Origin of the sequence: Anaeromyxobacter sp. Fw109-5 (assembly GCF_000017505.1) — a bacterium.
Lineage (GTDB): Bacteria > Myxococcota > Myxococcia > Myxococcales > Anaeromyxobacteraceae > Anaeromyxobacter.
The window spans coordinates 3,047,974-3,060,911 of record NC_009675.1 but is presented as its reverse complement, the minus strand read 5'-3'; the positions used below and the strand labels follow the sequence as shown (position 1 = coordinate 3,060,911).

Here is a 12,938-nt window from a genome sequence, read left to right as displayed (position 1 = left end):
CATGGAACCCGCTCGCGCCCCGCCGTCCGCTCCGCCGCCGCTCGAGCCCGGCGTCTCGTCCGAAGGGGCGCCCGCAGAGACCCCGCGACGCCTGTTCCGCAACTACCTGCTCGACGCGCGGCTTCAGCTCCGGCTCGGGAGCTACCTGCTCGCCGTCGCGGTCGCGCTCTCGGTCGGCCTCGGCTGGCTGCTCTGGACCGCCTATCGCGAGACGAGCCGGGTGGTGGCGCTCGGGGATCCCGTCGCCAGCGAGTCGCTGGCCCGGGCGCTCGCGGCCGAGGACCGCGGCCGGATCGGCCTGGTCGCGGTCGTGCTGGCCGCCGCCCTGCCGTGCCTCCTCGTCGCCGCGGTGGTGGTGACGCACCGGATCGCCGGCCCCGCGCTCGTGCTGCGCCGCGTCTGCCGCGACGTCGCCGCCGGCCGGCTCGCCCCGGCGCGGCGCCTGCGCGCCCGGGACATGCTCGCCGACCTGGCCGACGAGGTGGCCCTCATGATCGAGGCGCTCCGCGCCCGCGAGCTCCGCGAGCGCGACGAGCTCACCCGCGCCGCCGCCTGCCTCCGCGAGCCGTCCAGCCCCGCCGCCGCGCGCACCGCGGCAGCCAGCGCGCTCGAGGCGCTCGCCGCCGAGAAGGACGCGCGGCTCGAGTCGTGATCGGCCGCAGGACCCCGGCGATCGCCACCGCCGTCCTGCTCGCCTGCGCGCTGGGGCAGGGGAGACGGACCGCCACGCAGACCGGGGCGACGAGCGTGACGGGCTCATCGGCCGCTCATCCCGAGCGTAGCGGCTCCGCCCCGGCGGAGCCGCGGAGTCGAGGGACGACCTCGACCGCGACCGCGACCGCGACCCCGATCGCGACCCCGACCGCGACCCCGACCGCGACCCCGACCGCGACCCCGACCGCGACCCCGACCGCGACCCCGACCGCGACCCCGACCGCGACCCCGACCGCGACCCCGACCGCGACCCCGACCGCGACCCCGACCGCGACCCCGACCGCGACCGCGACCGCGACCCCGACCGCGACCACGACCGCGACCACGACCGCGACCACGACCGCGACCACGACCGCGACCGCGACCGCGACCACGACCGCGACCCCGACCGCGACGGACCCATCGGCCGCTCACCCCGACCCCTTCGACTCCGCGGCCCAAGGCCGCTACGCTCAGGACGGGCGAAGTCGAGCGACGCCACCCCCCCAGACCCTCGACCTGTCCGATCCGCTCGAGCTCCTCTGGTCCCACCGCCTTCAGTTCACCCCCTCGGGCGAGCCCCTCGTCACCATCCGCCTCATGGAAGGCCAGCGCGAGATCGCCTTTCGCGCGCGGGCGCCGGGCCGAGTGACCCTGCGCGGGGGGAAGGTCGTCGAGGTCCCGGCCGGCGCACGGCTCTCGGTGCGGTCCTCGGGGGCGGCGCCCGCGGTGGTGGTCCATCACGCGCTGCTGGCGGAGGCGCCGCTCGCCGCTCGCGCGTCGCTCGACGCGGTCCGGCGCACGTGGGCGGCGCGCGGCGTGAACGTGCGCTCCCGGCTCGTCGGCGCGGTGTACGGCGTCGCCGGGCGGGTGGTGGACACCCGTCGTGAGCTCCTGCTCGCCGAAGGGGACGGCGCGCTCGACTCGGCTCGTGCGCTGATCGCCTCCCTGGACGCGCGCTTCGGCGCGAAGGCGGTCGTCCACGCCGAGGTGGTATCCCGGCCGCGCGGGACGCTCGTGCTCCGCGCCGACGGCGGCGCCCCGCTCGGAGAGGCGGACGGGGCGCTCTGGCTGGACGTCGCGGCGGACGGCGGCGTCCTCGTCGAGGACGTCGAGCACGATCGCGGTCCGCGCGCGCGCGCGAGGGAGGACCGCGCCTACCGTGGCCGGCTGTACGTCGCCCTCGACGCGCGCGGCGCGCTGGCGGCGGTCCACGCGGTACCGGTCGAGGAGCTGCTCCGCGGGCTCGTGCCGAGCGAGATGCCGGCCTCGTCGCCGCTCGAGGCGCTCAAGGCGCAGGCGGTCACCGCCCGCTCGAACGTGCTCGCCCAGATCGGCGCGCGCCACGCCACGGACCCCTTCATGCTGTGCGCCGAGGTCCACTGCCAGGCGTACCGCGGCGACGCGGCCCGCACCGCGCGCACGGACGAGGCCGTGCGGGCGACGCGGGGAGAGGTGCTGTTCGGCGCCGGGGAGGGAGCGCTCGTGGACGCGGTGTACTCGGCGACCTGCGGCGGGCACGGCGAGGACAACGACGCGGTGTGGGGCGCCGCGCCGAACGCGAGCCTGCGCGGCAGGCCCGACGCGGCGCCGCCGCACGCGGAGCGATGGGCGGGCGGGCTCGCCGAGGAGCCGCGCCTGCGGGCGTTCCTCGCCGACCCGGGCCACGCCTGGTGTCGCGGATCGGCCGCGCCGGGCGTCACGCGCTTCCGCTGGGAGCGGCGCCTCACCGGCCCCGCGCTCGACGCGGCGGCCGCCCCGCTCGGCGTGGGCCGCGTCCGCGCGATCTCCGTCGGCGCCCGCGGGGTGTCCGGCCGCGCCCGGCTGCTCGCGATCGAGGGAGACCGCGGGCGCGCCGAGATCGCGGGCGAGCTCCGCATCCGGCGGCTGCTCGGCGACCTCCCTTCGGCCATGTTCGTGATCGACCGCAGCGGCGACGGCGTCCTCCTCCGCGGCGGAGGCTGGGGGCACGGCGCGGGGATGTGCCAGTGGGGCGCGGTGGGTCGCGCGCAGTCGGGTCGCGGCTACCGGGAGATCCTGGCCGCCTACTACTCGGGCGCGGAGATCGCGCGGATCTACTGAGGCCCCGCGGCCACCGGCTCCATCGAGCCGGTGCGACGACCCCTGGCGATGCCGCGGCCCCGCTCGGTGGGCGGAAGCGCCACGCCGACCCTCGCCATCTCCTCGGCGCGCTGCGCTGCGGCGACCGCGCCCCGCGGTCCGGTTCCGTCTCGAGCAGGCCGGTACGACGGGACGAGCTCGCGAAGGGTCGCGAGGACGGCCGCGCGGTCGCCTGCCTCGGCGCACGCGCGGAGCCGATCGAGATGCTGCACGAGGTCGGGAGGAGGAGGCGGGCTGCGGGTGACGCGGATACGATCGCGTACGACCTCGCTCCGCTCCTCCTCCTCGGTCAGGAGCTCCTCGAACAGCTTCTCGCCGGGGCGGAGGCCCGTGTAGACGATCGGGACCTCCCCGCTCCGACCGGACAGCATGATCATGTACGCGGCGAGATCGGCGATCCGGACCGGTGCCCCCATGTCGAGCACGCACAGATCTCCGTACCCGCCGAGCCCGGCGAGCAGCGTCAGCCCGACCGCCTCGGGGATGGTCATGAAGTAGCGAGTGCAGTCGGGATGCGTGATCGTCACGGGCCCGCCGCGCGAGATCTGCTCCTTGAAGAGCGGGACGACGCTGCCGGCCGAGCCGAAGACGTTCCCGAACCGCACGGCCGTCATCTGGGTGCGCGAGGAGCGCCCGAGCTCCCGGGCGACGAGCTCCGCGACGCGCTTGGTCGCGCCCATCACCGAGGTCGGCTTCACCGCCTTGTCCGTCGAGATGAGGACGAAGCGCTCGGCGCCGCACTCGTGGGCCATGCGCGCGACGTGCAACGTCCCGAAGACGTTGTTCTTGACCGCCTCCTCGGGGGAGCTCTCCATGAGCGGGACGTGCTTGTGCGCGGCGGCGTGGAAGACGTCCTGCGGGTGGTACAGGTCGCCGAGCTGGCGGATCCGCTCCGCATCGCGGACGTCCGCGATCTCCGTCCGGACCTCGAGCTTCGGGTGGCGCTCGGTCAGGCGGCGCGCGCCGAAGTAGAGCTCGTTCTCGTTCATGTCGACCATCACGAGCTGCTGGACGCCGAAGCGGGCCAGCTGCCGGCACAGCTCGGACCCTATCGATCCCGCCGCGCCGGTGACGAGCGCGGAGCGCCCGTGCGCGAGCGATCGCATCGCGGCCTCGTCGAACGCGACGCTCGGGCGCGCGAGCAGATCCGCGGGTGACACGTCGTCGAGCATCGAGACGGAGAGGCGATCCGACAGCTCCAGGACGGCGGGCACGATCTTGAAGCGCACCGCACAGTCGGCGCAGGTGTCGATGATGCGGCGCACCCGCGCCGGATCGTTGCAGCGCTCCGCGAGGAGGACCGTCGCGATCCCGTGGCGTCGGATGATCCGCGGCAGCTCCGACACGTCGCCCAGGACCCGCTTGCCGCCGATCCGCCACCCGATGGCGCTCGCGTCGGCCGTGACGAAGCCGACGAGCCGGTAGCGCCCATCACGGCGCCGCTCGAGATCGCGACCGAGGAGCTCGGCGGCGGCGCCGTCGCCGATGATGATCGTCCGGGCGCCGCCCCGGTCCCCGAAGAGCCGACCGTTCCAGCGCAGCAGCGCGCGAGGGCCGAACCGCACGCCGCCCGACAGGGCCGTCGTGACGAAGAACTCGAGCACGTAGACCGTGCGCGGGAGCCCGGCCGGGAGCAGCCAGCCCGAGAGCGAGGTGAAGCACACCGAGCCCCCGAGCGAGGCGACGACGACGCGGAGGGCGTCGGACAGGCCCGCGAGGCGGAACGACCAGCGATGGAGCGCCGCGGCGGCGTTGCACACGAGGCGAGCGGCCACGAGGATCGTCATCGCGCGAGGCAACGCGCGGAGGTACACCGCCGGGATGCCCCCGTCGAAGCGCAGCCACAGCGCGGCCCCGAGCGCGAGGACGGCGGCGACGCCGTCGAGCGCGATCAGCGCGAGGGTGCGCCGTGCCCGACGGAGCGCTGCGTGCTCCCCCATCCCCCACCTCCTGGCTCGCAGCACCGAGGTCGTCACCCCGCTCGCCGGCGTCACGTGCCCGTGTCAGGTTCCACCAAGGGTGCACACCTTCACGCGTGCGTCCCGGGCGCGCACCCCCTCATCGCGGCGCCGGCGTGGATGCGCGCGGCGAGGACGCGGGCTCCGTCGGCGCGACGCTCGCGGCCTGGGTCGCGCGATAGGACGGGAAGAACCCCGGGCGCGGCTCCCAGCTCGCGCCCGTCAGCGACGCGAACTCGGCGCGCCTGCGGACCAGGTCCGCGTACGCGAGCGCGTCGTGCGTCACGCACGCGGCGCGGAAGGGGACCTCGCCCGCGCGCGCGAAGCCCCGCTTGTACCGGAAGAGACCGTCCCCGGGAACGTACCCGCCGCCGAGCACGTACCGGCGCATCCCCTCGGACGATGCCCAGCACGCGATGTGGTGCTTCAGCAGGTAGTTCGGCCCGAGCGGGAACGCCTCCGCGCGTGTGCCGCCGAGGAAGTAGTAGACGTTCTCGACGGAGCACAGGACGAGGTCGGAGGAGACGACCTCGCCTTCGCGGAGCGTGTGGAAGAACGCGTAGTATCCGCGGAGGCGCGCGACGAGGGCCTCGAAGAACGAGCGCGGGAAGAAGTACCAGGGCTCGGCGCCGGTTCGTTCCATCGTGTGCCTGTAGACGTCGATGAAGGCGTCGAGCCGCGCCGCGTCGCGGTCCAGCTCCACGTGGAGCCCGGCCGCCTGCGCGACGCGCACCCACTTGCGGACGCGCGAGTCGTAGCCCCGCCAGAGCGCCTCGGAGCCTCCGTCGAGCGGTACGGCGATGTTGGGCGCGCGCGGCTCGACCCTCCCTGGCATCGCCGCGAGCTGCTCCGGGAAGAGCGACAGCCGCGCGAACGTGGAGACGAGGCGCTCGTCGGCGCACCACGCCTCGTGCGCGCGCCAGAACGCGGCGTGATCGCGAGGCTCCTCACCCCAGGTGTAGGGTCCGCCGTAGCCGTACGGGGTGACGGCGTCCCAGCGGAGCTCGCCGGGGCGGGCCCACGGCTCCGCCGCGATGGGCCGCAGGATGAGCGGGAAGAGGACCGCACCTCCAGGGCCCTCGCCGACGGCGCACACGACCCGGTCGCAGGTCCGCGCGAAGAGCCGCGCGTACTCGGGGTGGGCCTGGACCTCGCGGCCCGGCCAGCGCTGCCAGAGCGCGAGCCAGGCGGCGAGATCGTCGGGGCGCGCGGCGTCGAGCGTGCGATACCGCATGCGACGGAGGGTACGACGCGCGCGCCGCGGACGGTGGCGTCTCCTTGGGCCCCTTCACGCTCGGGCAACGTCGGACGAGGGACGCCGTGAGGGCTGGACCGCGCGCACGGGTGGGGACCATGGTGCCGCACGGCTGTCCAGCCGAGTAGGCATGACATAGCTTCTCGCGTCTGCCGCGCGCGCCGTGCACGCGTCTCCCGCGAGGACGCCAGATGGGACGCATCTACCTGTCCGTGCCGCACATGGGAGCGAGCGAGGAGCGATACGTGCGGGACGCGTTCGCCTCGAACTGGCTCTCGTCCGTCGGTCCGCACCTGGACGCGTTCGAGCAGGCGTTCGCGAAGCGCGTCGGGCGCCCCGCCGTGGCGCTCGCGAGCGGCACCGCGGCGATCCACCTGGGACTCCGCCTCCTCGGCGTGGGCCCGGGCGACGAGGTGCTGGTCTCCGACCTGACGTTCGTGGCCAGCGTGAACCCCATCCGCTACCTGGGCGCGACCCCCGTCTTCGTGGACAGCGATCCCGGGACGTGGATGATGAGCCCCGAGCTCCTCGCCGAGGCGCTCGAGGATCGCGCCGCGCGGGGCCGGCTGGTCCGCGCCGTCGTCGTCGTCCATCTGTATGGACAGTGCGCGGACCTGGAGCCGATCCTCCAGACCTGCCGGCGACACGGGGTCCCGGTGCTCGAGGACGCCGCGGAGGCCCTCGGCGCGACGTACCGCGGCCGGCCGGCCGGATCGTTCGGCGACGTCGCCGCGTTCTCCTTCAACGGCAACAAGATCGTGACGACGACGGGCGGCGGGATGCTCGTCGCCTCACGGCCGGGATGGGTGGAGAAGGCGCGCTACTGGGCCACGCAGGCGCGCGAGCCCGGCGCCGCGTACCAGCACGTCGAGATGGGTCACAACTACCGGCTCTCGAACGTGCTCGCCGCCATCGGCCGCGGGCAGCTCGAGGTGCTCGACGAGCGCGTACAGCAGCGGCGGGCCGTCGCGGCGCGGTACCGGGAGGCCTTCGAGGAGCTCTCCGGGCTCACGCCCATGCCAGAGGCGGCGTACGGGCTTCACACCCACTGGCTCTCCTGCTTCCTCGTCGACGAGGACGAGCTCGGGGCCTCTCGCGACGACGTCCTCGCCGCGCTCGCCGCCGACGACATCGAGGCGCGGCCGCTCTGGAAGCCGATGCACCTCCAGCCGCTCTACGCGTCGTGCGAGCGCTACGGCGGCGAGGTCGCCGCAGACCTGTTCGAGCGCGGCCTCTGCCTGCCGAGCTCGAGCAGCCTGCCGATCGCCGACCAGCGGCGCATCGTCGAGATCGTCCGGCGCGTCGGGCGGCGCCGCGCCGTCGCCGCGCGCGGCGACGCCATGCCTGCCGCGGTCGTGGCCTGAGAGCTCCGCGCTGCGCGCTCGGCGCTCGGCGCGCACACGATCAGGGTGCGCGCCCGGCGGTCACCGCCGCGACGGGCCCTCGGGCGCCGGTTCGCGGCCGGCGCCAGGGGCCGGGATCAGGCCTTGCCGCCGCTCGCGACGCGCGAGTACATGCGGCCGTAGTCGCTCGCCAGCCGGGCATCGTTCAGGATGCCGCCGTGGACCACGATTCCGCTCTGGGCGAGCCGTTCGACCGCGAGCGCGATGTCCCGCACGCGATCCCGACGCGCCCTCACGACGAGCAGGTTCACGCTCGCGCAGCGCTCGATGAGCAGCGGGTCCGCGACCGCCAGGATCGGGGGGGTGTCCACGACCACCACGTCGTACCGCTTCCCCGCCTCGGCGAGGACGTCCGAGAGGCGGGAGCTCGCGAGGAGCTCTCCAGGCGTCGAGGAGAGGTCTCCCCGTGGGAGAAGGTCGAGTCCCGGAGTGAGCGTCGCCTTCGCCGCTCCCTCCAGCTGCACGTTTCCGGTGAGGACCTCGGCGAGGCCAGGGCCCTGTTCGGCCGAGAAGTGACGGTGCAGCGCTCCGCGACGGAGGTCCGCGTCCACGAGCAAGACGCGCTTGCCCGTGACCGCCAGGAGATGCGCGAGGTTCGCGCACACGAACGTCTTGCCGGCGCCCGGCGAGGGCGAGCTCACGGCCACCACGTTGCCCCGGGCCTTCAGCACGAACCCGAGGGCCGTGCGGAGGGTGCGGAAGTGCTCGGTCGCGGGATCGTCTGGCGCCGCGAGCGCGAGCACCTCGCGCCGAGCCGCATGGCGTTCGTCGAGGTGCAACTCGCGATCGCTATGGGGAAGTGTCGCGAACACGGGGAGACCGGTGGCGGCCTCGATGTCCTGGGGATCGCCGGCACCGTCGTCGAACGTCCGTCGCCCGATCACGAGCGCGGCGCCCGCGCCCAGCCCCACGATGAGCGCGAGCGCCACGAGCGGGACTGGCCTGGGGCGGATCGGCCGCCGCGTCACGACGGGCGGGTCGACGAGGCGCACGGTGCCGATCATCCCGGCCTTGGCGACCCGCAGGGTCTCGGCCTGGTTCGAGAGCAGGACGTAGAGGCCCGTCGCCACCTCCGCGTTCCGGACGAGGCGCGCCGCCCCGATCTCCGTGCCGGGCATCGAGCGGACGCGGGGGTTCAGCGCCGCGCGCTCGTCGCGTACCGCCTGGAGCCTCCGCTCGAGCGCCACGAGGTCGGGATGCCTGCCGGTGTACCGCTTCGCGAGCTGGACACGCTCGCTCTCGAGGTCCGAGACCGCCTTGTCGAGCTCGGCCACCCGCTCGACCGTCGTGCGCGCCTCGAAGGACAGATCCACCGTCCCCCGCCTCGTCCGGTAGTCGATCAGCGCCGTCTCCGCCTTCTCCATCTGACCCTTCAGCTTGGGGAGCTGCGACTCCAGGAACTCGAGCGTCTTCGCCGCCTCGGCGGAGCGTCGCTCCATGTTCTCTCGCAGGAACACCGAGGTCAGCGAAGAAACGATCGAGGCGAGGCGGCTCGGCTCGTGCCCGTCCAGCTCGATGACGATGACGCCCGTGTCCTTCGCCTTCTCGTCGATGCGGAGATCCGCCTGGAGGGCGTCGATGACGTCATCGCGGGAGCGCTTCTCGATGCGGAACTCCGTCCCGGGGCGTGCGGTGAGCTCCGACACGAGCAGCTCCAGCGGCTCGCCGTCTCCTGCCGAGGCGGGCGCGCCCACGCGGCCGTCGAGCAGGACTCGGCCCGATTCGTCCTGGAGCCGGTAGGTGTCGCCTTCCAGCGCGGTCAGCGTGAGCGGTCGGTCCACCAGCTCCGCCGGGACTCGGAGCCGCGTCACCGAGATGCGCTCGCCCCCCCAGGCGAAGCGCTCCAGCCCGAGACGGGGCGTCGCTGGCGCGCCTCGGTGGCGGCGCGCGATCGCGGTCCCGATCACCGGGAGGTGGCGTGGCTCCGCCAGCACGTCGAGCCCGACCTCGTCGACGACCGGGCCGAGCACCATGCGCGAACGCATGATCTCGACGTACCCCTCGACGGAGGTCTTCTGTTCGAGCAGCGGCGAGAGTCGCTCGAGCGCGGCGCCGATGGTGGGGGGCTCCTCGACCTGCATCAGCGCGGTCGAACGGTACACCGGGCGCGCCAGCAGGAGGTAGACCGCGACCGCGGCCAGCGCGAGAGAGGTCACCGCCGCGAGTGTCCAGCGGCCTCCGGCCAAGATCCTGGCGATCTCGTTCAGCGACGGCTCTGCGGCGCGGCGCGGCTTTCGGAGGGGCGACGGCGAAATGCCGGGAAGCGGCGTGGCGAGGACGCTCGGCGCGGAGACGTTCTCGATCTCGCTTGCCATGTTCACTCCCTCGAGTGCTGGTACGCTGCAACGTGCTGCAAGGCGCGCCTCAGGGCATCCGCTGGTGCGTCGACACGCGACGAGCGTGTTTGACGCAGCCCCGCGCATGACCGGGTTGCCTGGCGTGGACGCCCTCGGCCGCAGACTCGGAGAGAGTTCGCAGCCGCGATCGCAAACGCAGCCCCACAGTTGGAGTGACTGTTTGTGCACACGCGCGGCTCGCGCGGGGTGAAGGAGGGCAGGTGAGCCGCGGCCGGCGTCCGTACCGGACGGAGCGACTGCTCGTCCCGGGCGCAGCACGCACTATCTTCCCGCCGGGCTCTCGCGCGCGCCCGCGGGAGCCGGACGAACGCCCTGGCGCGCGGAGACTCCATGCGCGCCGTGAGCACACCCTGCGGCGAGTACGCACCCGGGACGGTGCCCTCGCGCCGGCTGGTGCACGTCACGACGGTCCCCGAGACGTTGTCGTTCTTGGCGGGGCAACCTCGGTTCCTCTCGCGACGTGGCTGGGAGGTGTTCGCGGTCTCGTCGCCCGGCGAGGGCCTCGGGCGCTTCGCGGCGGCCGAAGGCATCGCCTCGCGGGCCGTGGCGATCGAGCGGCGGATCGCGCCGCTGCGCGACATCGTGTCGCTGCTGCGGCTGGGTACGACGCTGCGGCGGCTACGTCCCGACGTCGTCGACGCTCACACACCGAAGGGCGGGCTGCTCGGCATCCTCGCGGCCTGGATGACCGGCGTCCCGATCCGGATCTACCACCTGCACGGCCTCGTCTATGTCACCTCGCGTGGCCTCCGGCGGCGGCTCCTGCTGTCCGTCGAGAAGCTCACCGCCGCGCTGTCGACCCGCGTACTGTGCGTCAGCCGCTCGCTCGCCGAGGTCGCGATGCGCGACGGCATCGCGCCGCCCGCGAAGCTCGGCGTGGTCCTGTCCGGCAGCATCAACGGCGTCGACACGGCGCGTTTCGCCCCTCCGACGCAGGCGGAGCGGCAGGCTGCCCGGCGGGCGCTCGGACTCCCGGCCGACGCGCGCGTCATCGGATTCGTCGGGCGGGTCACCCGCGAGAAGGGGATCGTCGAGCTGGAGGCGGCGTGGCGAACCTTGCGGCGCGACCTGCCCGACGTGCGACTCGTGCTGGTCGGTCCACTCGAGCGACAGGATCCGGTACCGCCCGCGGTCGCGGCGTCGCTCCGGAACGATCCGCGCGTGCTCATGGTGGGCTTCGAGTGGGACACTCCCCGGTACTTCCGCGCGATGGACGTCCTCGCGCTTCCGAGCTACCGCGAGGGGTTCGGAGTGGTCTCGATCGAGGCCGCCGCCATGGGACTCCCGGTGGTGGCCTCACGCATCCCGGGGTGCCTCGACGCGGTGCTCGACGGCGTCACGGGCACCCTGGTTCGCCCCGGCGACGATCGGGCGCTCTGCTCCGCGCTGCTCGCCTATCTGGCGGACCCGGAGCTGCGCGCCCGACACGGCGAAGCCGGGCGGGCGCGGGTCCTGCGCGAGTTCCAGCAGGAGCGCCTCTGGAGGGCGCTGGAGGCCGAGTACCTGCGCGACGCCAGCGTCGGCAAACGAGGGGAGTCGCGTGGCAGAACCAGGTGACGGCGAACTCCGCGGAGCCCAAGAAGGCGGAGAGAACGCTTGGCCGTCGTAACCCATCGTTGACGTGACCCGAAGGCGACGTCTCGCGTGGCGGGGAGGCTCGGATGCCGTTGGATGTCGCCTACATCTCGGACCAGCGGTTCTCGTGCATCGACGGCAGGTGGTACGCGAGCGCGAGCTTCAGGCTCGAGTACATCTGCCGGGAGCTCGACGTCGGCACCTGGACGTTCTGGGGCCGCCTCGACGACACGGGCGATCCGAGCCGCCTCTTCCCCATGGACGCGCCTCCCGGCTGGGCGGGTCGGCTCTTCTTCGAGGGCCCGCGCGGCCAGCGCGGTGGACCGCTCGGCTACGCGGGGTCGCTGCTGAAGTCCGCCGCCGGGCTGAAGCGGCTCGTCCGCAGATCGGATGTCGTGTGGCTGAAGCAACCCATGGTCTACGCGCTGATCGCGCACCGCTACTGCCGCCCGGCGCAGGTCGTCGTGAGTCAGCAGATGGGAGACGCGGAGCTGGGCCTCGTCCTGAACTATCCGCGTTACGCGCTCCTGCGGCACGCCGTCGCCCGCGGCTGCAGGAGGATCAACGCGCGGGCGGACGTGGCCGCGTTCGTCAGCCGGGACCTCGCGGTACGGTACGGCGCCGGCCGCATGGACCTCCTCGTTGCCAACGAGAGCCAGGTCGGCGAAGACATGATTCTGCCCTCCCTTCCCGAGGAGCCGGAGGGCCCGCTGAAGATCGTCTTCGTCGGGCGGCTCGCACCCGAGAAGTGCGTGGACGATGTGCTCCGCGCGGTGGCCCTCGTCCCGGAGACCTCGCTCACCATCGTCGGCGACGGCGCGAGACGAGCCGAGCTCGAGGCGATGAGCCGCAAGCTCGGGCTGGAGCGCCGCGTGACGTGGTGCGGCTACGTCCCCTGGGGGCCGAGCCTGTTCGCGATCCTGCGGAAGTCGTCGGTCCTGACGCTGCCGAGCGCCACGGAGGGGCTCGGGCTGGTCATCGTCGAGGCGATGTCCCAGGGGCTCCCGGTGGTCGGAACCCGCGTCGGCGGGATCCCCGAGCTGGTCCAGGACGGCATTTCCGGGGTGCTCGTCGACGTCCATCGACCGGATCAGCTCGCGGAGGCCTTCCGGACGCTGAGGGAGCGGCCCGCGCTCCGGCGGCGCATGGCGGCGGCGGCGCTCGAGGTGGCGCGGAGGAACACCTGGGAGCGCCAGACGAAGCCCCTCCTGCAGCGGATCGAGCACGTCTGGCAGGAGAAGGCCGCGGCGGGGCGCTCACGCTCCCTCCCGCGAGGCGGTGCGACGAACGACCCGAGCTCGATCGGGCGCGCCACGGCGAGCGGTCCGGGCTCGATGATCCTGCACGGCGCGCGCCGAGGTGAACCCGTCGAGGCCCGCGGCGAGGCAACACGGGTGACCTAACGTACGTCGCGAGCGGCGCTCCCGACATGCGCTCCTCGAGAGAGGCGCCGGCCGAATGGACGCGAACACCAACGCCGCCCCTCCGTCAGGAGCCGTGGGCCCCGGCGCTGCGCGTCCGGGTGGCTTCCAGCAACGGTGGGGCTGGCTTCTCCGGCACGCCCGAGCGGTCGCCG

At 73.8% G+C, this 12,938-nt stretch carries 9 protein-coding genes; 5 read left to right on the top strand and 4 right to left on the bottom strand.

Translation table 11 applies throughout. The annotated features are described in order from the left end of the window. Window position 1: 1 nt before the first annotated feature. Window positions 2–652 carry a hypothetical protein gene (locus ANAE109_RS23480; RefSeq protein WP_012097436.1) on the top strand — a complete coding sequence of 217 codons (651 nt, stop codon included), beginning with the start codon at window positions 2–4 and terminating at the stop codon, window positions 650–652. A gap of 115 nt (window positions 653–767) precedes the next feature. Here the strand turns inward: ANAE109_RS23480 and ANAE109_RS24910 are convergent, their stop codons facing one another. Then, window positions 768–1,088, bottom strand: a complete 321-nt coding sequence (locus ANAE109_RS24910) for a hypothetical protein (RefSeq protein ID WP_200860858.1) — start codon at window positions 1,086–1,088, stop codon at window positions 768–770. Window positions 1,089–1,293: 205 nt separating this feature from the next. On the opposite strand from ANAE109_RS24910, the gene ANAE109_RS13505 reads away from it, so the two are divergent. After that, on the top strand, window positions 1,294–2,775 hold the full coding sequence (locus tag ANAE109_RS13505; protein ID WP_049768586.1) for a SpoIID/LytB domain-containing protein: 1,482 nt from the start codon (window positions 1,294–1,296) through the stop codon (window positions 2,773–2,775). Here the strand turns inward: ANAE109_RS13505 and ANAE109_RS13500 are convergent. Then, window positions 2,769–4,754: a nucleoside-diphosphate sugar epimerase/dehydratase gene (locus ANAE109_RS13500; RefSeq protein WP_012097434.1), complete on the bottom strand. Its 1,986-nt coding sequence runs from the start codon at window positions 4,752–4,754 to the stop codon at window positions 2,769–2,771. The two genes, ANAE109_RS13505 and ANAE109_RS13500, sit on opposite strands and share 7 nt — an antisense overlap. Before the next feature lie 118 nt (window positions 4,755–4,872). Continuing rightward, the gene (locus ANAE109_RS13495; RefSeq protein ID WP_012097433.1) at window positions 4,873–6,006 is read right to left on the bottom strand and encodes a GNAT family N-acetyltransferase; all 1,134 of its coding nucleotides are present in this window, start codon (window positions 6,004–6,006) and stop codon (window positions 4,873–4,875) included. Window positions 6,007–6,218: 212 nt separating this feature from the next. On the opposite strand from ANAE109_RS13495, the gene ANAE109_RS13490 reads away from it, so the two are divergent. Then, window positions 6,219–7,391, top strand: coding sequence for a DegT/DnrJ/EryC1/StrS aminotransferase family protein (locus ANAE109_RS13490; protein ID WP_012097432.1), 1,173 nt, complete (start codon window positions 6,219–6,221; stop codon window positions 7,389–7,391). 116 nt (window positions 7,392–7,507) lie between these two features. Here ANAE109_RS13490 and ANAE109_RS13485 read toward each other — a convergent pair whose 3' ends face one another. Then, a complete protein-coding gene (locus ANAE109_RS13485; protein ID WP_012097431.1) occupies window positions 7,508–9,745 on the bottom strand; it encodes a polysaccharide biosynthesis tyrosine autokinase in 2,238 nt (745 codons plus the stop codon). Window positions 9,746–10,126: 381 nt separating this feature from the next. Here ANAE109_RS13485 and ANAE109_RS13480 point away from each other — a divergent pair, with 381 nt between their 5' ends. Beyond that, window positions 10,127–11,344, top strand: a complete 1,218-nt coding sequence (locus tag ANAE109_RS13480; protein ID WP_158305891.1) for a glycosyltransferase family 4 protein — start codon at window positions 10,127–10,129, stop codon at window positions 11,342–11,344. Between the two features lie 104 nt (window positions 11,345–11,448). Beyond that, entirely contained in the window at window positions 11,449–12,765 is a 1,317-nt protein-coding gene (locus tag ANAE109_RS23470; protein ID WP_012097429.1) for a glycosyltransferase, read from the top strand. Window positions 12,766–12,938 lie beyond the last annotated feature (173 nt).

Coding starts and splice junctions, on each gene's coding strand:
- ANAE109_RS13490 (WP_012097432.1), top strand. CDS start 6,219: ATGGGACGCATCTACCTGTCCGTGCCGCACATGGGAGCGAGCGAGGAG.
- ANAE109_RS13500 (WP_012097434.1), bottom strand. CDS start 4,754: ATGGGGGAGCACGCAGCGCTCCGTCGGGCACGGCGCACCCTCGCGCTG.
- ANAE109_RS13485 (WP_012097431.1), bottom strand. CDS start 9,745: ATGGCAAGCGAGATCGAGAACGTCTCCGCGCCGAGCGTCCTCGCCACG.
- ANAE109_RS23480 (WP_012097436.1), top strand. CDS start 2: ATGGAACCCGCTCGCGCCCCGCCGTCCGCTCCGCCGCCGCTCGAGCCC.
- ANAE109_RS13505 (WP_049768586.1), top strand. CDS start 1,294: ATGGAAGGCCAGCGCGAGATCGCCTTTCGCGCGCGGGCGCCGGGCCGA.
- ANAE109_RS13495 (WP_012097433.1), bottom strand. CDS start 6,006: ATGCGGTATCGCACGCTCGACGCCGCGCGCCCCGACGATCTCGCCGCC.
- ANAE109_RS23470 (WP_012097429.1), top strand. CDS start 11,449: ATGCCGTTGGATGTCGCCTACATCTCGGACCAGCGGTTCTCGTGCATC.